Genomic DNA, 21306 nt, shown 5'->3' with positions numbered 1-21306 from the left:
TGCCCGCAGGGTCCATGTTCGAGCCATGTTGACTGACCGCCTCCATAACCGTCTCAAGCGGGTGTGCCTCATCGCAGGCACCTGACCCCCGGCTCGGTCGCGTCGCGCCCCGGCCGTGGGGCGCATAGGCAGCTTTTCCGCGAAATCCGGTCGAAGCCTGCCCTTGGGGGCGACAGTCAGTTTTCCACATCAACAGTCACCGCAGCGCAATCTCGCCTGCGTACAAGTCAGCGAGGATCCAGCAATGGCTCCCAACAAGAACACACGCCGCAAGCCGGCCATCATCGTCACCCAGTCGGATCACGAGCGGCTGTCGCGTCTCGCCGAGGCGCATGCCGATCGCAATCCCGACGTATCCGAAGAACTTCTGGCCGAACTGGACCGCGCACGGGTCGTGCAGGACGGCAAGATCGATACGGATGTCGTGCGCATGGGCTCGACCTTGCGCTTCACCAGCGACCTCGGCGAGGACCGCACCGTCACGCTCGTCTTTCCGGGCGAAGCCGATATCGCGGCCGGCAAGATCTCTATCCTCACCCCCATAGGTGCGGCCCTGATCGGGCTGTCCGCCGGCCACTCGATCGACTGGACGGCGCGAGACGGCCGCGTCCATCGCCTCACCGTAGAGACCGTGCAGGTGCCGGCGGAAAGCCAGGCGGCCTCTACCGCCCCAGCGGAGCTGCGGCCGGCATCATGATCCGCGTTCTGCCGCCTTGCCGCCTCTCGCTCTACGGAGGCTGCCTCATCGCAGGATAGTTGCCCCTGCACCGCGTTTCGCGCGGGCAGGGGATCTCCCGTTCATGTTCAAATGTGCGCGCTCCCCCCCGGAGCAAAGGAGAACTGCGATATGTCCAAGGACAACATCATCCTCACCACGAAGGATTTCACCATACTGGAAGCCATGTCCGACAACCCGCGGGTCCGGCCGGACCTGCTCGTCCCGCATATCCGCCGCAAGCTCTATGCTGCGATCGTCGTCTTCCGCCAGGACCTGCCGGAAGGGGTGGCGAGCGTCAACAGCCGCGTCACCTTCCGAGTCGATGGCGGTGCGACCGACACTCGGGTTCTCTCGACCGGCCAGGTCGAGGCGCCGGTCGGCATGTTCCTGCCGATCACCACGCCGAGAGGCTTGGCCTTGCTCGGGCTTTCCGAAGGTCAGGAGGCAGTTGTGGACAATACCGACGGACGCGAGGAGCGGATCGTACTCGAGAAGGTGGAATATCAGCCCGAGGCGGCACGGCGAGAGCGCATGGCTTCAAAGAGCGAGCCCGCTTCCACGCAGCACAAGCCGTTGCTTCGCGTGGTGTCCGGCGGCATGAAGGACGTGCGCCGCCCCGTCCCAGTCATGTCGGACGGTTTTGACGACCCGGGCCCGTCGGCCGCTTGAGCCGCGCCAGCCTGGCGTGACGCGGGCCGGGAAGGCCCGCGGTTCCATGAGAGTAAGAAGGAACAGCATGTCTACCAACCTCACCCCGGCGCAAGGCACGCGCTCCACCGACTTTGCGCAGGGGCTCGTCTGGATGGGGCTCAGCATGGCCTCCTTCATCGGCATGTCGGTTGGCTCCCGCGAACTGGCGGCGACCCTCTCCATCCAGCAGGTGCTCTTCTTCCGCGCCCTCGTCGGCCTCTTCGTCATCCTCGCGCTCGGGCGAGCGCTGCTGCCGGAATTACGCGGGCTGAAGATGGTCCGGCTGCACGTCCTGCGCAATGTGGTGCACTTCTTCGCCCAATATCTCTGGACGATCGGTATCGTGCTGCTGCCGCTCGCCTCGGTCTTCGCGCTCGAATTCACCATGCCGATCTGGGTCGCCTTCTTCGCTTTCCTGTTCCTGAAGGAAAGGCTGACGACGCCGCGCATCCTAGCCACCATCGGCGGCTTCATCGGCGTCCTCGTCATCGTCCGCCCCGGCCTCGGCATGGTCGATCCTGCCGCCGGGCTGGTGCTGATCGCCGCCGCCGGTTACGGCCTGTCGCTGATCCTCGTGAAGCAGCTGACCCGCGAAGTCTCGCCCGGCGCCATCGTCGTCTGGATGATCCTCATCCAGCTGCCGCTCGGCTTCCTCGTCTCGCTCACCGATTGGCGCCCCGTCAGCTTCACCGACATCCCGTGGATGCTGGTTGCCGGCATCGGTGCGCTCGCCGCCCACTACTGCCAGGCCCAGGCCCTGAAGCGCCTCGACGCCTCCGTCGTCATGCCGATCGATTTCCTGCGCGTGCCCATGGCCGCCGTCGTCGGCTACTACGCCTATGCCGAAGCCATCGATCTCTGGGTCTTCCTCGGCGGCGGCATCATATTGTTCTCGAACTACCGCGCAGTCATGGCCGAGCGCCGGGCGACGATGGCTTAGTCTTCCCACGGAGTCCCCGAGACCGCTTGATGACAGGGCTGTCCCTGGCACGCTTACAATTGCTATGGGTCATTCCGCTTGTCGCCGTGCATGAGCCCCTTATTATTAGGAGAGACCGCAGAGGAGAATTGCATGGCCGCTAGTCGTACCTTGGCCCGCCTACCACTCAATGGCGCGCTTCTTTCCGAAGCGCAGGCGTTGAAGGTTGATCTAAGCGAGGCCGCGGAAGATGGGATTGCACGCGCAGTGAAGGCGGAAAAGGAGCGGCTCTGGAAGATCGAGAATGCCGAGGCTATCCGCATCGAGAACGAATACGTGGAGAAGCATGGTCTGCCGCTAGGCCGATTCCGTCAATTTTGATGGCACGCTTTGAAGTCTTTCGTTCAAAGAGTGACTCGCTACTGTTGCTTGATCTGCAGTCTAGCTTTCTTGATGACCTGAAGACGCGGATCGTCGTTCCACTCTATCCGGCGTCAGAAATGACCTGGACCTTTAGCAGGCTTACCCCTCGATTCGCCATCGGCGACCAGACATATGTAATGGCGACGCAGCGGCTAGCCGCCGTTGAACTGAGCGAACTCAGAGAGAAGATTGCTGATCTCTCCGTTTACGCTGATGAGATAATCGCAGCGACTGATTTTCTTTTCCAAGGGTACTAATCGGCTCCTGCCTGTCCATCCGTCCGTGCGCCATCCTGGGGCTTGACCCGAGGACATGGACGTCCGTTTCGGCTAATCTTCGGACGTCAGTCACTTTGGCATTGAAAACCCACTCTTCCTGGAGGGCTGCATGAGCCGACACAGGGTCTATGGCGTCAGCGTCGCGAGCGTCTATCCGCTTTACGTGGCCAAGGCAGAACGAAAGGGGCGAACCGGCAGCGAGGTCGACGAAATCATCTGCTGGCTGACCGGCCACGATCGCGAGAGCCTGAGGGCGGAACTGGAGGCAGGAGCCTCCTTCGAGGCGTTCTTTTCGAGGGCGCCGCGGATGAACCCGTCGCGCAGCATGATCAAGGGCGTCGTCTGCGGCATCCGCGTCGAGGATATCGAGGAGCCGACCATGCGCGAGATACGCTATCTCGACAAGCTGATCGATGAGTTGGCCAAGGGCAAGGCGATGGACAAGATCCTGCGGCGATAGCGCTCATAGCTTCGCGGATGCCGGAGCGAAGAAGTCTCCGTCATCTTCGCCCAGGCGCAGCGCGGTCCGGGGAGCAGCCATGCGGGAAAAGTGCTTGCCTTCCTGCCACCGCCGTGGTTTGACCCGCGCCATCCCGATTTGCACGCCCTTTGCGCCAAGGTAGCCTGATGTCCGACACGTCCAAGCCCCATCTCCTGATCGTCGAGGCCCGTTTCTATGACGACATGTCCGACGCGCTGCTTGAAGGGGCGACATCGGCGCTGAAGGATGCCGGCGCCACCTGGGATGTGGTCACCGTTCCCGGCGCGCTCGAGATCCCGCCAGCCATCGCCATGGCGCTCGACGCGGCCGAAAACGATGGCACCCATTACGACGGCTTCGTCGCACTCGGCATGGTCATTCGCGGCGAGACATATCATTTCGATATCGTCGCCAACGAATCCTCCCGCGCCCTGATGGATCTTGCTGTCTCGGAATCGCTGGCGATCGGCAACGGCATCATGACGGTCGAGAACGAGGAGCAGGCCTGGGCGCGCGTGCGCCGCTCCGACAAGGACAAGGGCGGCTTTGCCGCACGTGCGGCGCTAGCGATGATCGCGCTGCGCGAGAAGCTGAATGGTTGATCCGATGACGAACGACGAAAAACCGGCGGTGAAGCCCGCCAACCAGCGGGGTGCCGCGCGCCTCGCCGCCGTGCAGGCGCTCTACCAGATGGATGTCGGCGGCGCCGGCGTGCTGGAAGTGGTCGCGGAATACGAGGCCCATCGCCTCGGCCAGGAACTCGACGGCGATACCTACCTGAAGGCGGACGCCTCCTGGTTCCGCTCCATCGTCTCCGGCGTCGTGCGCGACCAGGTGAAGATCGACCCGGTGGTGCGCTCGGCCCTGCAGAGCGACTGGCCACTGTCGCGGCTGGATTCGACGCTCCGAGCCATCCTGCGCGCCGGCACCTTCGAGATCCTCGAGCGCAAGGACGTTCCGATCCCGGTGATCGTCACCGAATACGTCGAGATCGCCCAGGCCTTCTTCGAGGGCGAGGAGCCGAAGATCGTCAATGCGGTGCTTGACCGGATCGCCAAGCAGGTTCGCGGCCCGGCGGCAAAATAGCACGACAGGAAAGGCGGCGGAGATGGACGGCAGCGTGGAGGGACTTCAGGGACAGCTCAAGGCCGCCAAGCGCAACGTCTTCCTGCTGTCGACGGTTCAGGCGCTGCTCGGCGCCGCACCGCCGCTCACCTTCGCCCTTGGTGGCCTTGCCACCTATCAGATGCTGGGCGAGGACAAGTCGCTCGCCACAGCTCCATTGACCGGGTTCAATGTCGGCGTGGCCTTGGGCGCCGTCGCTGTCGCGATTGCCTCCCGCTTCCTCGGCCGCCAGGCGGGCTTCATGCTCGGCGCGTTGATGGGGGCCGTCGGGGCAGGGGTCGCCGCGGTCGCACTCTTCCGCAGCGATTTCTGGCTCTTTGCCATCGGCCTGATGATGATCGGCGTCTCAGGCGGCTTCACCCAGAAGATCCGTTTCGCCGCCGCCGATGTCTCGCCGAGCTTCTATAAGCCGAAGGCGATCTCCTGGATCCTCGCCGCCGGCATCGTCTCCGCCATTCTCGGGCCACAGCTGGCGATCTGGTTCAAGGACATCTTCGAGCCCGTCGGCTTTGCCGGCGCCTTCGTGGCGCTCATCCCGCTCAGCCTCGTCGCGATCCTGATCCTTGCGGCGCTGAGGCTGCCGGAGGCGGGGGTGAGGACCGCGGAGGATGCGCCGGTGCGCCCGCTCCGGGAGATCGTACTGACGCAGCGCTTCATCACCGGCATGGTCTGCGGCATCGGCTCCTATGCGTTGATGACCTTCATGATGACCGGCGCGCCGCTCGCCATGGTGATCGGCTGCGGCTTCTCCACCGAACTCGCGACGCTCGGCATCCAGTGGCACGTGCTCGCCATGTTCGCGCCGAGCTTCTTCACCGGCATGCTGATCACCCGCTTGGGCACGGAGAAGGTGGTCGCAGCCGGCCTCGTCATCCTCATGGCCTGCGCCGTCGTCGCCCATATGGGCATCGAGCTCTGGAACTTCTGGGGGGCTCTGGTGCTGCTCGGCGTCGGTTGGAACTTCGGCTTCATCGGCTCCACCGCCATCGTCGCCTCCAGCTACCGTCCGCATGAGGCCGACAAGGTTCAGGGCTTCCACGATATCATCCTCTTCGGAACCGTGGCGCTCTCCTCCTTCTCGTCGGGCAAGGTCTTCACCGCCTGGGGCTGGGAGGCGATGAACCTCGTCATCTGGCCCGTCACCATCCTCTGCCTCGCGCTCATCTTCCTTCTGATGCGCCGGACTGCCGCGACGAAAGCGGCATAAGCCTCTTGCTTTTCTAGGGCTTGACGCAACCTCATCTCCGCCGCAATCTCCCTCCCGCATGGCAACCCTTGGTTTCCTTGGGAGGGGAGGTGGTTGCCGGTTCATGCTGCGAGGGGACTCGTCGGCAAAAGGGAGAGGAAGAAGCGAATGACCGTAATTTTCGGTGTGATCCTGTGCGGCCTGCTGTCCGTCGCGTATGCCGTCTGGGCAACGCAGAGCGTGCTGGCCGCTGATCAGGGCAATGCCCGCATGCAGGAAATAGCAGGCTATATCCGGGAAGGGGCGCAAGCCTATCTCACTCGGCAATACATGACCATCGCCATCGTCGGCGCGGTCGTCACCGTGCTTACATGGCTGCTCCTCTCCGGAACGGCCGCCATCGGCTTCGTCATCGGCGCAGTGCTCTCCGGGGCGGCCGGCTTCATCGGCATGCACGTCTCCGTCCGCGCCAATGTCCGCACCGCCCAGGCTGCCTCGCAGAGCCTGTCGGCAGGTCTCGATATAGCCTTCAAGTCCGGCGCCATCACCGGCATGCTGGTGGCCGGTCTCGCGCTTCTCGGCGTCTCCATCTATTACTGGATCCTCGTTTCGGCGCTTGGGCACGAGAGCGGCTCGCGCGAAGTCATCGACGCGCTGGTGGCGCTCGGCTTCGGCGCCTCGCTCATCTCGATATTCGCCCGTCTCGGCGGCGGCATCTTCACCAAGGGTGCAGATGTCGGCGGCGACCTCGTCGGTAAGGTGGAAGCCGGCATTCCGGAGGACGATCCGCGCAACCCGGCAACGATTGCCGATAACGTCGGCGACAATGTCGGTGACTGCGCCGGCATGGCCGCCGACCTCTTTGAGACCTATGCCGTCTCCGTCGTCGCCACCATGGTGCTGGCCGCGATCTTCTTCGCCGGTGCGCCAGTGCTCGAAAGCGCGATGGTCTATCCGCTCGCCATCTGCGCCGCCTGCATCGTCACGTCGATCATCGGCACATTCTTCGTCAAGCTCGGCACGAACGGGTCGATCATGGGCGCCCTCTACAAGGGCTTGATCGTCACCGGTCTGCTGTCGATCATCGGACTAGGAGCAGCGACTTCGTTCACGATCGGCTGGGGCTCGATCGGCATGGTCGCCGGCATGGATATCACAGGCACCAATCTCTTCCTCTGCGGCATCCTTGGCTTGGTCGTCACGGCCTTGATCGTGGTGATCACCGAATACTACACCGGTACCAACAAGCGGCCGGTCAATTCCATTGCCCAGGCCTCGGTCACCGGCCACGGCACCAACGTCATCCAGGGCCTCGCCGTGTCGCTGGAATCGACGGCGCTGCCGGCGATCGTCATCGTCGCCGGCATCATCTCGACCTACCAGCTTGGCGGGCTGTTCGGCACCGGCATCGCGGTCACCGCCATGCTCGGCCTCGCTGGCATGATCGTTGCGCTCGACGCCTTCGGTCCGGTCACCGACAATGCCGGTGGTATCGCGGAAATGTCCGGCCTGCCGTCAGACGTGCGCAAGTCGACGGACGCGCTTGATGCGGTAGGGAACACCACCAAGGCCGTCACCAAGGGTTACGCAATCGGCTCGGCCGGCCTCGGCGCCCTGGTGCTCTTCGCAGCCTATTCGAACGACCTCGCTTACTTCGCCGCCAATGGCGACCGTTACCCGTACTTTGCGGATATGGGCGACATCTCGTTCAGCCTGTCCAACCCCTATGTGGTGGCAGGTCTCATCTTCGGCGGTCTCATCCCCTACCTGTTCGGCGGCATCGCCATGACCGCGGTCGGCCGCGCCGCCGGCTCCATTGTCGAGGAAGTGCGCAAGCAGTTCCGTGAGAATGCCGGGATCATGCAGGGAACGGTGAAGCCGGACTATGGCCGGGCGGTGGATATCCTCACCAAGGCGGCGATCCGGGAGATGATCATACCGTCGCTGTTGCCGGTTCTGGCGCCGATCGTCGTCTATTTCGGCGTGCTGCTGATCTCCGGCTCCAAGGCCTCGGCGTTCGCCGCACTCGGTGCCTCGCTCCTTGGAGTCATCGTCAACGGCCTCTTCGTGGCAATCTCCATGACCTCCGGTGGCGGTGCATGGGATAATGCTAAAAAGAGCTTCGAGGACGGCTATGTCGACAAGGACGGTACCCGCCACATGAAGGGCTCGGAAGCGCACAAGGCCTCCGTTACGGGTGACACCGTCGGCGACCCCTACAAAGATACAGCCGGCCCGGCCGTCAACCCTGCGATCAAGATCACCAACATCGTGGCGCTGCTGCTTCTGGCGGTCCTGGCCGGCTGATGGGCCGACCTTGAACGACGAAAGGGCCCGCGGATCGCTCCGCGGGCCCTTTCTTTTCTTTGATTCTATGGCGCGGTGGTCACCGGCCGAGGTTCTGGAAGAGGCTTCGCGCCGCGTTCGCGTTCCCAGCCCCGCCGGCGCCGGAAAGCAGCTGCTGCAGGAATGTCAGGTCGCGGCCGCCTGTCGGCGTCGTGCGTGAGATCGTGTCGAACACCTTGCCGTCCTGCAACGTGTAGTTCGCCTTGTTGGCGACGACGCCGTCCTTGTCGAAGTAGATGGCGAGCACGGTCTGCTCCACGAGGCGCGGCTTCATGAATGCCACCGGCCGCTCCCGCTTCTGCGAGATGTAGTAGAAGACTTCGCTGTCGAAGGTGGCGGTGGTGGAAGGCGTGCCCATTGTCAGCAGAACCTGCTCGCGGCTCGATCCAACCGGAATGAGTGCCAGCGACTCTTGGTCGATGACGTAGCCATTGTACATCGTCTGGCCGATATCCATGGACGTGCAGCCGGTGACTGCGGTCGATGCGATGATGGCCGCCATTGCGGTTCTGCTCAACAACTTCATTTCAGACCTTAACACCCGCCTTGAGAGGCTTCCCCAAACTTCGCCTTGCGGCCCTCGCCATCGTCTGCTGGCCATATCATTGTGGCTATTCCGGGGACATGGCTCGGAACCAGGTTCCGGCCTGATGCGGAAGTGACCGCTGCGGACGACATGCGTAACGGCGTTGCAATTCGTGCATGCTTCGGTAAACCAGCTTTCGTTTCCATGCAACAGATGGAGACCAAACACGAGAGTTCTTATGATCTTCGGCCTGTTCCGCAAGAAAAAACAAAACCAGCCGATCGTCGATCGCCAGTACGCCTCCTTGACATCGACTGCACGCGATCCCTTCTTCTATACGGACCTTGGCGTGCCGGACACGGTCATGGGCCGGTTCGAGATGCTGTCGATCGCGATGATCCTGTTTTTCCGCCGCACCGCCAGTTCTGCGGTAAGCGGGCAGGAACTGGCGCAGGAGATCATCGATGCCTTCTTCCAAGACCTCGACCATTCGATCCGGGAGTTGGGCATTGGGGATCCGGGGGTTCCGAAGAGGATGAAGAAGCTCGCCGGCATGTTCTACGGGCGGCTGGAAAGCTACGCTGCGGCGCTGGACGCCATCGATCGAGATGCACTGGCCGCGGCTCTGGCGAGAAACATTCATCCGCAGTCTGGCGAGCATCCGCCGATGGATGGTCTGGCGGGTTGGATGATCGCTGCAGAGAAGGCGCTTGTCGCCGTTTCGGAAGAAGAGATCGCCCGGGGTGGGGCAGTGCTGTTGCCGCCGGGCAAGTGAGGACGTCATGACGCAAGAACACGGTCGAGGCGAAAGGCCTCCCTTTTCCTATCCCGTACGAGTTGGCCACATCTCCGCCAATGCGGTGTCCGTTCACGTCGAGGCGACGCCTCGTGAACTCGCGGGGCTGGCAAAGCTCTGGAACGTGCTGGACGTGAAGTCGCTGAAGGCGGATCTGCAGATCGCGCGCTGGAAGAAGGATGGCGTCCGCATCAAGGGGCGCGTCGAGGCGGCGATCGAGCAGGCCTGCGTCGTTACGCTTGAGCCGGTGGTTTCGCAGATCGACGAGGCCTTCGAGCAGGTTTTCGTGCCGGAAGGGTCGAAGCTTGCCCGCCTCGTGCTCAGCGACACGGCCGAGATGGTACTAGACCCGGAGGGTCCCGACCTGCCCGAGACCTTCACCGGCGACACGATCGATGCCGGCGAAGTTGTTGCCGAAGTGGTAGCATTGGCCATCGATCCCTATCCCCGCAAGGCCAGTGTCGAGTTCAGCGCGCATATCGAAAGCGACGGGTCGACGGATGAACGCAAGCCATCCCCCTTCGCCGTCCTCAAGGACTGGAAAAAGCAGGACTAGGATGGAAATCGCCTCGATTGGGTTGTAAGCACCGCCAGAACAATTATTTTGGCCTCGATTTTCGCCGGATGGCGAGCAAAGGGATCAGCGAAGAGTGATCAGAATATCTCTTGATGTCATGGGAGGCGATTTCGGCCCCGAAGTCGTCATCGCCGGCGCAGCCAAGGCATTGGAGCGGCATCCCGACGTCACGTTCGTCCTCTTTGGGCTCAAGGAGGATTGCGAGCCCCATCTCCAGAAATACCCCAAGCTGCGCGAACGCTCGGTCTTCCACGAGTGCGAACTCGCGGTCGGCATGGATGAGAAGCCGAGCCAGGCCCTACGCCGCGGCCGCTATGTCTCGACCATGTGGCGGGCCATCGAGGCGGTAAAGCGTGACGAGGCGGACGTTGCCGTCTCCGCCGGCAATACCGGTGCGCTGATGGCGATGGCAAAATTCTGTCTCCGGACCATGGCACATGTCGAGCGCCCGGCAATCGCCGGCATCTGGCCAACGCTTAAGGGCGAGAGCATCGTTCTCGATATCGGCGCGACGATCGGCGCGGATGCCCAGCAATTAATGGATTTTGCGCTGATGGGCGGCGCCATGGCGCGCGCGCTTTTTGAAACGGATCGACCGACCGTCGGCCTCCTCAATGTCGGCGTCGAGGAAGTCAAGGGTCTCGAGGAAGTCAAGGAAGCGGGCCGGCTGATCCGCGAGGCGAACCTTCCCACCATCGCCTATCACGGTTTCGTCGAGGGAGACGATATCGGCAAGGGAACGGTGGATGTCGTCGTGACAGAGGGCTTTACCGGCAACATCGCCCTGAAGACAGCCGAAGGAACGGCCCGTCAGATATCGCAGCTGCTTCGCGACGCGATGTCCCGGACGTTCCTCGCCAAGATGGGATACCTGCTGGCGAAGGGCGCATTCGACCTGCTGCGCGAGAAGATGGATCCTCGGAAGGTCAATGGTGGCGTGTTCCTGGGCCTCAACGGCATCGTCATCAAGAGCCATGGCAGCACCGATGCCGAAGGGTTCGCGGCGGCCATCGACGTCGGGTACGACATGGCGCGCAACCGGCTGACCGAGAAAATCGCCGAGGATTTGAGAATTTATCACGCCCGCCACCAGCCGCCGGCTGGTCCCGAGGCTGCCTGACGACAGGATGACAACAGCATGATCCGTTCAGTGGTTCGCGGCTATGGTGCCGCACTGCCCAAGCGCGCGGTAGCAAATCGTGAACTGGAAGGTGTCGTCGAGACATCCGATGAATGGATCGTCCAGCGGACGGGTATTCGCCAGCGCTACATCGCGGGAGAAGGGGAGACGACGGCGTCGCTAGGCGAGGCGGCTGCGCGTGCTGCTCTCGATAAGGCCGCCCTGACACCGGCCGATATCGACCTGATCATCGTCGCCACGTCGACGCCAGACAACACATTCCCGGCGACGGCCGTGAATATCCAGAACCGCCTGGGCATGACGCACGGCTTCGCCTTCGACATGCAGGCCGTCTGCTCCGGCTTCGTCTACGCCATGGCGACGGCAGACATGTACATCCGGGGCGGCATGGCGAAGTGCGTGCTCGTGATCGGCGCCGAAACCTTCTCCCGAATTCTCGACTGGAAGGACCGCACCACCTGCGTCCTCTTCGGTGACGGTGCCGGCGCGCTGGTCCTCGAGGCGGCGGAAGGCGAGGGCACAATAGCCGACCGTGGGGTGCTGACCTCCCACCTGCGATCCGACGGCACCCACAAGGAGAAGCTCTACGTGGATGGCGGCCCTTCGACGACGGGCACGGTCGGGCATCTTCGCATGGAAGGCCGCGAGGTCTTCAAGCACGCGGTTGGCATGATCACCGATGTGATCGAGGCCGCCTTCGAGGCAACCGGGACCACTGCCGAAGACCTGGACTGGCTTGTGCCGCATCAGGCAAACCGGCGCATCATCGACGGCTCGGCGAAGAAGCTCGGAATTCCCTCCGAGAAGGTCGTGGTGACGGTCGATTTGCATGGCAACACGTCGGCCGCGTCCATACCGCTGGCGCTCTCCGTCGCGCTCGATGACGGCCGCATCAAGCAGGGCGATCTGGTCATGCTGGAAGCCATGGGCGGCGGCTTCACCTGGGGCGCCGTGCTCGTTCGTTGGTAGCCTCCGGCGGCCCTGTCTCCTTTCAGGACATTTGCCGAAGCTGCTGATTTTACAGTAGTGCTTGACCCTGCGGCTTAAGCAAAATACTCTCGCACGGCTTTCAGACGACAGTGGACTGGGCGGGGATCATGGCCGGAAAAACAGTGACACGGGCGGATCTGGCGGAATCGGTTTTCCGCAAGGTGGGCCTTTCAAGAACTGAGTCCGCCGAGCTGGTGGAAACCATCATCGACGAGATCTGCAACGCCATCGTCCGCGGCGAGACGGTGAAGCTCTCCTCCTTCGCTACCTTCCAGGTCCGGTCGAAGAACGAGCGGATTGGCCGCAATCCGAAGACGGGCGAGGAAGTTCCGATCTCTCCGCGCCGGGTGATGACCTTCAAGGCCTCCAATGTCCTCAAGCAGCGTATCCTGCGCGCCCATAACATGCGAAAGCTGAAGCAGAAGCCGCCAGTGCCGGCCGCCTGAGCAATTCAGCTGTTCAAATCCTCCACGCCTGCTTGAAATCCGCCCCATAGAGGGCTGAAATGTCGACGATTCGTGACTTGCGGCAATTGACGGCACGTCACGGATTGTGCGCGGGTATCATGCTCGCTTGTGGGAGATTGACGTGGACAAAAGCCCGGACGCTTTCCGCACCATTAGCGAGGTCGCCGATGATCTCGACCTGCCGCAGCATGTGCTGCGGTTCTGGGAGACGCGCTTCCCGCAGATCAAGCCGATGAAGAGAGGCGGCGGGCGCCGCTATTACCGGCCGGAAGACGTCGACCTGCTGAAGGGCATCCGACACCTGCTCTATGATCATGGCTACACGATCAAGGGTGTACAGAAACTCCTGAAGACCAACGGCAACAAGTTCGTTTCCGCCATCGCCTCCGGTGATCTTGCGGCGATGGATGCCATCGTTGCCGCCAGCAACGACAAGCATGTCGAGCCCAAGGTCGGCAGTTCGGAGGAGGATCAGCTTGTCGGCCGGCCGAAGGCCAAGCCGAGCGGCCGTTTCTTCGGCTTCGGAGCGGCCGGTGAGGGCGACATGCCCGAGGTTGCGATCGGCAAGGCGAGCATCGCCAAGGAAGACCGGGCGCTGCTGCAGGAGGCGCTTTTCGACCTGCTGGAGTGCAAGCGCCTGCTTGACCAGGTGCGCTGAGGGTTCGCAGTCCTCCGGCGCTTTTTCGCTTCCCTCGCACGAAAATGTGCTCGTTCACCTCTGGTTCAGGCGCTTTGCAGGACCATTTCCTCTGGAAGGGACAAGAAAAGAGGTGAGGAAACATGAAAAAGCTCGCAGTCATTTTCGTTTCGCTGGTCACGGCCGTGTCCGGCATCACGCCTGCGCAGGCATTTCCCTCGGCCCCCACCGTCAAGGTTGAGGTGGCCAAGGATGTCCAGCAGGTCAGGCATCGCGGTCACCGGCACAGGCACTGGCGCGGACATCGCTCCTATGGTCCTCGCTACTACGGCCACAGGCACTACCGGCACCGCCACGGCAATGCTGGCGCGATCATCGGTGGCCTTGCCGCAGGCGCCATCATCGGCGGCGCACTGGCGGCACAGCAGCCGCGCTACTACCGCGGCGGCAATGCGCATGTGCAGTGGTGCCACGCGCGTTACCGCTCCTACAGGGCCTATGACAACACCTTCCAGCCCTACAACGGCCCGCGCCGGCAGTGCCGCTCGCCCTATTGACGACGCGGTAAAATGGCCAAGAAAGGCCTGAAGATCGGCGGCCGGGCATCCTGCCCCGCCGCCGATGTAAATCTTCGTAAACAAAGTCTTCCTAGACTGGGAACTGGTGGGGTCGATGCGCCGTTGTGGCGACTGAGACGGAGGGAAGACATGATCTGGAAGATTTTGACGGAAGTGCTGTCGGGCGATAACCAGCTGGCCACCGGGACATATGCGGACGGCTTCTACCACGTGCTGGCTAGAAGAGATCTTGTCCACGAACGCGACCGCAATTTCCGAGAGTCTTACGGTCGCGACTATTCGATCGGCCGCAAGCTCGACACGGCTCCACAGCTCCTTGCCTGACATCGGCGTCTGCTGACAGAAGATCCCGCCGCGATTTTTCGCTTGCGCCCGTCCTGCCGAATGACTAGGGAAATCCTGCTCGAAAGAGCGTGACGGAATGTAGCGCAGCCAGGTAGCGCACTTGACTGGGGGTCAAGGGGTCGTGGGTTCGAATCCCGCCATTCCGAGATTTTCGACAGGTAGTCCGCAAGGCAATCCCTATCTCTGAACGCCAGCTCCGACTGCGAGCTGGCGTTTTTGATTCTGAGGTTCACAGCCGCGGGAGACCGTCCCATCACCCCAGAGCGCAGAAAAAGCCGCCGGGGTTTGATCCAGATTAAGCAAATACATTCAAATAACCCTATCCTTCCCTGATCGGTCGATGCCCTTTGGCCACGAAATTGGAGAACTGGATAGTGATAGAGACGCTGATAGACCGGATAGGCACGTCGGATCTTTTGCTCCTGGGAGGAATCTCGGTGGGCTTCCTGTTCGGCGCTTTCGCGCAGCAGAGCCGTTTCTGCCTGCGCTCGGCCGTCACCGAGTTTCGTCGCCGCGAGCCGGGCAACAAGCTTGCGGTCTGGCTGTTCACCTTCTCGGTGGCTCTTGCCGGCGTCCAGGTGGCGATCATGGCCGGATGGCTGGATGTCTCCCAATCACGGATGATCGCCGCGACGGGCAGTATGTCGGGAGCGGCGATCGGCGGCATCCTGTTCGGGATCGGCATGATCTGCGCGCGTGGTTGCGCCACGCGGCTTCTGGTGCTGTCGGCGACCGGCAACCTGCGTGCGCTCCTGGCGGGACTGGTCTTCGCCGTGGCGGCACAATCGGCCTATAACGGGCTGCTGGCGCCGCTGCGGGCGGAACTCTCGGGCTGGTGGTTGGTCGAGGGCGGCTCCAACCGCGAAATCCTGTCCCTGCTCGGTGGCGGCAATCGCCTCGGCCTCGTGATTGGGCTGGCCTGGCTCGGTGCGGGCCTGGCCGTGGCTCTCTACAGCAAGGTGAGCCGGCGCGTCCTGTTCGCGGCGGTCGGTGCCGGGCTCGCCATCCCCGCTGGCTGGATCTTCACCTATTCGGTCTCCCAGGCATCGTTCGACCTCGTCTCGGTGGAATCGCTCACCTTCTCGGGACCCTCGGCCGAGCTCCTGATGTTGACCGTTGCGCCTTACGACAAGGCCCTCGACTTCGGGATCGGCATCATGCCCGGCGTGTTCCTCGGCTCGTTCACGGCCGCCTTCCTGACGGGCGAACTGAAGATCCAGGGTTTCGACAGCGGCCACACCATGCCGCGCTACATCATCGGTGCGGTTCTCATGGGGTTCGGCGCGATGCTGGCCGGGGGCTGCGCAGTTGGTGCCGGCGTCACCGGCGGGTCGATACTGGCCGTCACCGCATGGACGACGCTGATCGGGATGTGGATCGGCGCCATGGTCACTGACTGGGCCTTCGTCCGTTTCTGGGAAGAGCCCGAAGGATCGGTCTCCAGCATGGAACTGCGGCCGTCCTCCTGACGCCTCTCTGGCCTACGGGAACATATCTCTCCCGCCGCCTGTTGTTTCCTGTCATGGAGTGCGCCATGGCGGCACGCGTCACGAGACGGATGATGAAAGGAGACGAGCGTGGAGAGGCGACAGGAGATCGGGCATCAGGACCTTCTTGAGCGGCAGGCTCAGATTGCAAAGACACTGGGGGTCTCCAGTGATTTCGCCGCTGCGGCCGAAGCTGAACGCCGTATTGCCTTTCTCGCGGATTACCTGAAGCACAATGCGCTCCGCACGCTCGTATTGGGGATCAGCGGAGGCGTGGACTCCCTTGCTGCGGGCTTGCTTGCTCAACGGGCGGTCGAGCGGCTGCGAAAGGGTGGATCGGAAGCCGAGTTTATTGCTGTCCGCCTCCCTTACGGGATCCAGGCAGATGAAGCGGACGCCCGGAAGTGTCTGGAGGTCATCGGCCCCGACCGTATCGTCACGATCGACATCCGGCCGGCGACCGACGCGATGATGGAGGAGGTCATGCGCGACGCGGCAGATCTGCTGGAGGGTGAGCGCTTTCACTTCCATCTCGGCAATATCAAAGCCCGCCAGCGAATGATCGCGCAATACGCGCTCGCCGGCGCCTCACGCGGCATCGTCATCGGCACGGATCATGCTGCCGAGGCACTCATGGGGTTCTACACGAAGTTCGGTGATGGCGCCGCCGACATCCTGCCGCTCGCAGGCCTCAACAAGCGGCGCGTTCGCGCGGTCGCGCGCCATCTCGGCGCTCCCGACGATCTCGTCGAGAAGGTACCGACCGCCGATCTCGAATCAGATGCGCCATTGAAGCCGGACGAGGCGGTCTATGGCGTCACCTATGAAGAGATCGACGACTTTCTTGAGGGCAAGCAGATCTCGGACGGATCGCTGCGGAAGATACTCACCAGCCACCAGGTCTCTGCCCACAAGCGGGAACTGCCGGTAGTCCCGTGACCACCGGCAGCAGTTAGCGCCGGACTACCTCCGCAGGCCGAGGAAGAATCCCAGGATGGCGGCAATGCCGACTGCCTTCCACGGGCGCTCCCGGATGCGAAGCTCGACGTCATCCAGAGCATCCTGGGCGCGCGCCTTGGCGACGCGCGTCGTGCCGGATGCCAGTGTCGTCACCGTTTCCCGCAGCCGTGCAACTTCCGCCTTCAGCGCATGGAGCTCCCCAGGATAAACCTGCGTGTCCTCTTCATCCGCCTTTTCGCGCGTGGACTGCAAGGCTTCTTCCACGAGCGGGAACTCGTCGTTCAAAGCATCGGAACGCGCCGACTGCCTGCTGCCTGATGCAATCCCGGCACGGCCGGCAACTGTCGTGTCGGTGGCTGCGACGGGATCCGAGGCTGGGAAGGTATCCTCCAATCCTTCGTCAAGCTGGCTCTTGCCTTCGCCCGTACGCTGCCGGGCGCGCTCCTTCTTGATCGAGCGTACTGCGGGAGACTCGTCGTCCTGTGCCATGTCTGTTCCTTCCGTTTTTCCGTGAAGAAATTCCCAAGCCCTCCCGAAGTTCCACGGTCCGCGACAGAGGAGCCTTCCGCTGCGGCGGTGGGCCCTAGGCCCATGCAGGTTGCCTTTGGCGCTTCGCCCGGGGGCGCGGAGGAGCAGGTGCAGAGTCCCGGGCCGAACTGCTATATAACTGTCACAAAACTGTAATGGGGCACCTATAGAGGGGAGCCGACGCCGAAGCGTCAATCCGAATTCTTAGGGAGAATTTCCATGAAGAAGTACCTTGGAAGCTGCGCGGTCGTCGCACTCATGCTGGCTACCACGGGCGCTGCTGCTGCACGCGATCAGATCCAGATCGCCGGCTCCTCGACCGTCCTGCCCTATGCCTCGATCGTTGCCGAAGCCTTCGGCGAAAACTTCGACCATCCGACCCCCGTCGTCGAATCCGGTGGCTCCGGCGCCGGCCGCAAGAAGCTCTGCGAAGGCGTGGGCGAGAACACCATCGACATCGCGAACTCCTCTTCGCGCATCAAGCAGTCGGACATCGACCTGTGCGCCCAGAACGGCGTGACCGAAATCCAGGAAGTCCGCATCGGCTACGACGGTATCGTCTTCGCTTCCGACATCAACGGTGCGGAATATGCCTTCACCCCGGCCGACTGGCACAATGCCCTGGCTGCCAAGGTCCTGAAGGACGGCCAGCTGGTCGATAACCCCTACAAGAACTGGAACGAGATCCGCGCCGACCTGCCGGCACAGCCGATCCTCGCCTTCATCCCGGGCACCAAGCACGGCACCCGTGAAGTCTTCGACGAAAAGGTCCTCGTCGACGGCTGCAAGGAGAACGGTGCCGAGGAAGCCCACAAGGCTGCCGGTGCTGAAGATGCGGCCAAGGCTTGTATGCAGCTCCGCACCGACGGTGTCTCCGTCGATATCGACGGCGACTACACCGAGACCCTGTCGCGCATCGATGCCAACAAGAACGGCATCGGCGTGTTCGGCCTGTCCTTCTACCAGAACAACACCGACAAGCTTCGCGTCGCGACCATGAGCGGTATCGAGCCGTCGGTCGAGACCATCGCTTCCGGCGAGTATCCGGTATCGCGTCCGCTGTTCTTCTACGTGAAGAATGCCCACCTCGATGTCATTCCCGGCCTTCAGGAATATGTCGAGTTCTTCGTATCGGACGACATGGCCGGCCCGAATGGTCCGCTGGCACAGTACGGTCTCGTCTCTGATCCGGAGCTTGCCAAGACCCAGGAAGCGGTTAAGAACCGCACCCCGATGGCTGCGCTGAACTGATCAGCGCCTTCTGGCGGCGCAATGAATGCGCCGCCAGTGCTCCTTCGATCGAGGATCTCGGCTAGATGAACGTTGGTAGCATTATCCTTGTCGTCCTCGTGCTGGCGGCAATCGGCTATGTCCTCGGCAGGCGCCGTGCGCTGGCCACATCAACGGCAAGTGGTGTCCGGCTACACTCGCTTCCCGGCTACTACGGCCAGACGGTTGCTCTCTTCGTTGCCGTGCCCGCCCTTGTTGTTCTGGCTGCCTGGCTGTTCGTCCAGCCGATCGTGATCGAAAGCCGCGTCGACGGCATGATCCCCGACAGCGTGATCCCACAGGGTGGTGCGCGCAGCCTGGTCATGGCGGATGTGCGGCAGATCGCCGGTGGCCTCGACGCGGTTCTCCAGCGCAATGCGCTGAACGAGGAAGCGCTCGTCAACGGAGAGGTCGACTTTTCCAATATCCGCGCACGGCTCGCAGAGGTCGGTGTCGCAATCGGCAGCGACGCTCCACGGGAGGTGTTCGAGGCGGCCGTGAGCTACCGGCAGAGCGCCGGGTACGGCAACATCGCCATGACACTTGTGGTGCTTGGGCTGGCTCTTGGGCTGGGAGCCTGGTCGATGTTGCGCATCCGGCCGAAGATGCGGGCGCGCAATGTCAGCGAGAACTTCGTTCTTACCCTGCTGATCGGCTCTTCGATGATCGCCATCCTGACGACGGCGGGCATTGTCTTTTCACTGGTGTTCGAGACCATCAACTTCTTCAAGATGTACCCGGCATCGGAGTTCTTCTTCTCCACCGTCTGGAACCCGCAATTCCGGGGAGGGTCAGAACTCGGCATCCTGCCGCTGCTCTGGGGAACTCTCTATATCTCGCTGGTGGCGCTCCTCGTCGCCGTGCCGATCGGGCTGATGATAGCGATCTACCTTGCCGATTACGCCGGATCTCGCCTGCGAAGCTTCGCCAAGCCGGCGATCGAGATCCTTGCCGGCATCCCGACCATCGTCTACGGCCTCTTTGCGCTTATTACGGTTGGACCGTTCCTTCGCGACTGGATCGCCCAACCCCTCGGACTCGGAAACTCCTCGTCGTCCGTCCTGACTGCCGGCCTGGTCATGGGCGTCATGATCATCCCGTTCGTGAGCTCGCTTTCTGACGACATCATCAATGCCGTACCCCAGGCGATGCGCGACGGTTCCTACGCCCTGGGTGCGACCCAGTCAGAGACCATCAAGCAGGTGATTCTTCCCGCCGCACTTCCGGGCATCGTCGGCGCCATTCTCCTGGCCGCCAGCCGGGCGATCGGCGAGACGATGATCGTGGTGCTCGGCGCCGGTGCCGCGGCGAGGCTCGATCTCAATCCCTTCGAGGCGATGACGACCGTCACCGTCAAGATCGTCAGCCAGCTGACCGGCGACACCGAGTTTGCGAGCCCGGAAACCCTGGTCGCCTTCGCGCTCGGCCTTACCCTTTTCGTGATCACACTCGGGCTCAACGTGCTGGCCCTCTATGTCGTGCGCAAATATCGGGAGCAGTACGAATGACCGACGCTATCGCCGCGACGACCGGCCAGGTCAAACCCGCAGTCAGCGCCAGGACGCGCCGCCGCAAGGCAGCCGAAAACCGGTTTCGGCGCCTTGGCCTGCTTGCCGTCATCCTCGGGGTTCTCGCGCTCGTCGGACTGCTGACCTCCATCCTGACAAACGGATTGTCGTCCTTCCGGCAGACCTACATCACGATGGAGATCTACCTCGACCCGGGCATACTCGACAAGCAGGGCAATCGCGAGCCTGCCGAGATCGCCAAGGTCACCACCTTCGGCTATGCGCCGCTGATCAAGGCTTCTCTCGCGAAGGCGATGGTTGACAAGGGCTTTGACAGCACGATGGAGGCGGATGCGGCCGCCGAGCTGATCTCGAAGGAGGCGCCTGCGATCCTTAGACGTTATGTGCTCGCGGATCCTTCCCGCATCGGCGAGACGGTCGAGTTCGACATGCTCGCATCCGGACGCATCGACGGCTACTACAAGGGCCGGGTGACGATGGCGAGTGCGGAGCTTGACCGCAACACGTCCCCGGAACAATTGCGCCTTGCCGACGAGTTGAAGCAGGCAGGGATCCTGACGACCCGCTTCAACTGGGACTTCTTCACGGCACCAGACGCGTCGGACACCCGGCCCGAGGCCGCCGGCCTTGGAGTCGCGATACTCGGCTCGGCTTACATGATGCTGATCGTCCTCGTCCTTTCACTGCCGATCGGCGTGGCGGCTTCGATCTATCTTGAAGAATTTGCGCCGAAAAACCGCTTCACCGATCTGATCGAGGTAAACATTGCCAATCTTGCGGCCGTACCCTCGATCGTCTTTGGTATTCTGGGGCTTGCCGCCTTCATCAACTTCGTCGGGCTGCCGCAATCGGCGCCGATCGTCGGCGGGCTGGTGCTGACGCTGATGACGCTGCCGACCATCATCATCGCCACCCGGGCTGCCCTGAAGGCTGTCCCTCCGTCGATACGCGATGCTGCGCTGGGCGTCGGTGCATCCAAGATGCAGTCTGTATTCCACCACGTCCTGCCGCTGGCCATGCCCGGTATCCTCACCGGCACGATCATTGGACTCGCCCAGGCGCTCGGTGAGACGGCACCGCTGCTTTTGATCGGCATGGTCGCCTTCGTGCGCGAATATCCCGCGGGACCTCCGGAAGGATTTTTCGATCCCGCTTCGGCTCTGCCTGTCCAGGTCTACAACTGGACGCAGCGCGGCGACCCTGCTTTTGTGGAGCGCGCATCCGGTGCGATCATCGTCCTGCTGGTATTCCTGCTCGTCATGAACCTTGTCGCAGTCATACTGCGTCGCCGCTTCGAGCGCCGGTGGTAA

25 protein-coding genes and 1 tRNA gene are annotated in these 21306 nt (G+C 62.7%); 24 read left to right on the top strand and 2 right to left on the bottom strand.

Features of this window, described 5'->3' with window-relative positions:
• The first annotated feature begins 244 nt into the window (after window positions 1–244).
• The 10 genes from rnk (at window position 245) to ACEPP2_RS11905 (ending at window position 8127) form a co-directional block, all read left to right on the top strand.
• Complete coding sequence (gene rnk / locus ACEPP2_RS11950; protein WP_077547118.1) at window positions 245–697, top strand: nucleoside diphosphate kinase regulator; 453 nt, start codon at window positions 245–247, stop codon at window positions 695–697.
• Window positions 698–847: 150 nt separating this feature from the next.
• Complete coding sequence (locus ACEPP2_RS11945) at window positions 848–1387, top strand: hypothetical protein (RefSeq protein ID WP_077547119.1); 540 nt, start codon at window positions 848–850, stop codon at window positions 1385–1387.
• A 67-nt stretch (window positions 1388–1454) separates the two neighbouring features.
• Window positions 1455–2348, top strand: a complete 894-nt coding sequence (locus ACEPP2_RS11940; protein WP_198467643.1) for a DMT family transporter — start codon at window positions 1455–1457, stop codon at window positions 2346–2348.
• 132 nt (window positions 2349–2480) lie between these two features.
• Window positions 2481–2708 (top strand): type II toxin-antitoxin system CcdA family antitoxin, encoded by a 228-nt coding sequence (locus tag ACEPP2_RS11935; protein WP_077547120.1) that lies wholly within the window; start codon window positions 2481–2483, stop codon window positions 2706–2708.
• Complete coding sequence (locus ACEPP2_RS11930; protein ID WP_077547889.1) at window positions 2708–3007, top strand: CcdB family protein; 300 nt, start codon at window positions 2708–2710, stop codon at window positions 3005–3007. Before ACEPP2_RS11935 ends, ACEPP2_RS11930 begins: the two co-directional genes overlap by 1 nt.
• Before the next feature lie 130 nt (window positions 3008–3137).
• Entirely contained in the window at window positions 3138–3488 is a 351-nt protein-coding gene (locus tag ACEPP2_RS11925) for a DUF2200 domain-containing protein (RefSeq protein ID WP_281977563.1), read from the top strand.
• A 167-nt stretch (window positions 3489–3655) separates the two neighbouring features.
• Window positions 3656–4111: a 6,7-dimethyl-8-ribityllumazine synthase gene (gene ribH, locus ACEPP2_RS11920; RefSeq protein WP_395516727.1), complete on the top strand. Its 456-nt coding sequence runs from the start codon at window positions 3656–3658 to the stop codon at window positions 4109–4111.
• 4 nt (window positions 4112–4115) lie between these two features.
• Window positions 4116–4595 carry a transcription antitermination factor NusB gene (gene nusB / locus ACEPP2_RS11915; protein ID WP_281977561.1) on the top strand — a complete coding sequence of 160 codons (480 nt, stop codon included), beginning with the start codon at window positions 4116–4118 and terminating at the stop codon, window positions 4593–4595.
• A 22-nt stretch (window positions 4596–4617) separates the two neighbouring features.
• Entirely contained in the window at window positions 4618–5841 is a 1224-nt protein-coding gene (locus ACEPP2_RS11910; RefSeq protein WP_281977560.1) for an MFS transporter, read from the top strand.
• 147 nt (window positions 5842–5988) lie between these two features.
• Window positions 5989–8127, top strand: coding sequence for a sodium-translocating pyrophosphatase (locus ACEPP2_RS11905; RefSeq protein WP_395516726.1), 2139 nt, complete (start codon window positions 5989–5991; stop codon window positions 8125–8127).
• Window positions 8128–8206: 79 nt separating this feature from the next.
• Here ACEPP2_RS11905 and ACEPP2_RS11900 read toward each other — a convergent pair whose 3' ends face one another.
• The gene (locus ACEPP2_RS11900; protein WP_235864212.1) at window positions 8207–8668 is read right to left on the bottom strand and encodes an outer membrane protein assembly factor BamE; all 462 of its coding nucleotides are present in this window, start codon (window positions 8666–8668) and stop codon (window positions 8207–8209) included.
• A 262-nt stretch (window positions 8669–8930) separates the two neighbouring features.
• Between ACEPP2_RS11900 and ACEPP2_RS11895 the strand changes: the two genes are divergently transcribed.
• The 11 genes from ACEPP2_RS11895 to nadE all read left to right on the top strand — a co-directional run bounded on the left by ACEPP2_RS11895 (window position 8931) and on the right by nadE (window position 16649).
• Window positions 8931–9467: a ubiquinol-cytochrome C chaperone family protein gene (locus tag ACEPP2_RS11895; protein ID WP_395516725.1), complete on the top strand. Its 537-nt coding sequence runs from the start codon at window positions 8931–8933 to the stop codon at window positions 9465–9467.
• A 7-nt stretch (window positions 9468–9474) separates the two neighbouring features.
• Window positions 9475–10044, top strand: coding sequence for a YceD family protein (locus tag ACEPP2_RS11890; protein WP_395516724.1), 570 nt, complete (start codon window positions 9475–9477; stop codon window positions 10042–10044).
• A gap of 94 nt (window positions 10045–10138) precedes the next feature.
• On the top strand, window positions 10139–11185 hold the full coding sequence (gene plsX, locus ACEPP2_RS11885) for a phosphate acyltransferase PlsX (RefSeq protein WP_077547127.1): 1047 nt from the start codon (window positions 10139–10141) through the stop codon (window positions 11183–11185).
• An 18-nt stretch (window positions 11186–11203) separates the two neighbouring features.
• Window positions 11204–12175 (top strand): beta-ketoacyl-ACP synthase III, encoded by a 972-nt coding sequence (locus ACEPP2_RS11880; protein WP_395516723.1) that lies wholly within the window; start codon window positions 11204–11206, stop codon window positions 12173–12175.
• Between the two features lie 128 nt (window positions 12176–12303).
• Complete coding sequence (locus tag ACEPP2_RS11875; RefSeq protein ID WP_077547891.1) at window positions 12304–12642, top strand: integration host factor subunit alpha; 339 nt, start codon at window positions 12304–12306, stop codon at window positions 12640–12642.
• A 142-nt stretch (window positions 12643–12784) separates the two neighbouring features.
• Window positions 12785–13321, top strand: a complete 537-nt coding sequence (locus tag ACEPP2_RS11870) for a MerR family transcriptional regulator (protein ID WP_395516722.1) — start codon at window positions 12785–12787, stop codon at window positions 13319–13321.
• 122 nt (window positions 13322–13443) lie between these two features.
• Entirely contained in the window at window positions 13444–13857 is a 414-nt protein-coding gene (locus ACEPP2_RS11865; protein WP_077547130.1) for a BA14K family protein, read from the top strand.
• 150 nt (window positions 13858–14007) lie between these two features.
• Window positions 14008–14202, top strand: coding sequence for a hypothetical protein (locus tag ACEPP2_RS11860; protein ID WP_395516721.1), 195 nt, complete (start codon window positions 14008–14010; stop codon window positions 14200–14202).
• 93 nt (window positions 14203–14295) lie between these two features.
• A tRNA-Pro gene (locus ACEPP2_RS11855) sits at window positions 14296–14369 on the top strand.
• A 228-nt stretch (window positions 14370–14597) separates the two neighbouring features.
• Window positions 14598–15692 carry a YeeE/YedE family protein gene (locus ACEPP2_RS11850; RefSeq protein ID WP_077547132.1) on the top strand — a complete coding sequence of 365 codons (1095 nt, stop codon included), beginning with the start codon at window positions 14598–14600 and terminating at the stop codon, window positions 15690–15692.
• A 108-nt stretch (window positions 15693–15800) separates the two neighbouring features.
• Entirely contained in the window at window positions 15801–16649 is an 849-nt protein-coding gene (gene nadE / locus ACEPP2_RS11845) for an ammonia-dependent NAD(+) synthetase (protein ID WP_395516720.1), read from the top strand.
• A 24-nt stretch (window positions 16650–16673) separates the two neighbouring features.
• Here nadE and ACEPP2_RS11840 read toward each other — a convergent pair whose 3' ends face one another.
• Complete coding sequence (locus ACEPP2_RS11840; RefSeq protein WP_281977553.1) at window positions 16674–17159, bottom strand: DUF883 family protein; 486 nt, start codon at window positions 17157–17159, stop codon at window positions 16674–16676.
• 258 nt (window positions 17160–17417) lie between these two features.
• Here ACEPP2_RS11840 and ACEPP2_RS11835 point away from each other — a divergent pair, with 258 nt between their 5' ends.
• The 3 genes from ACEPP2_RS11835 to pstA all read left to right on the top strand — a co-directional run bounded on the left by ACEPP2_RS11835 (window position 17418) and on the right by pstA (window position 21306).
• Complete coding sequence (locus ACEPP2_RS11835; protein WP_142586995.1) at window positions 17418–18449, top strand: substrate-binding domain-containing protein; 1032 nt, start codon at window positions 17418–17420, stop codon at window positions 18447–18449.
• A 65-nt stretch (window positions 18450–18514) separates the two neighbouring features.
• On the top strand, window positions 18515–19975 hold the full coding sequence (gene pstC / locus ACEPP2_RS11830; protein WP_395516719.1) for a phosphate ABC transporter permease subunit PstC: 1461 nt from the start codon (window positions 18515–18517) through the stop codon (window positions 19973–19975).
• A complete protein-coding gene (pstA, locus tag ACEPP2_RS11825) occupies window positions 19972–21306 on the top strand; it encodes a phosphate ABC transporter permease PstA (protein ID WP_077547135.1) in 1335 nt (444 codons plus the stop codon). The genes pstC and pstA overlap by 4 nt, the downstream gene beginning before the upstream one ends.

This window comes from Pseudorhizobium flavum, from assembly GCF_044142885.1.
Classification (GTDB): domain Bacteria; phylum Pseudomonadota; class Alphaproteobacteria; order Rhizobiales; family Rhizobiaceae; genus Neorhizobium; species Neorhizobium flavum.
This window is presented reverse-complemented; position numbering and strand designations above follow the sequence as displayed.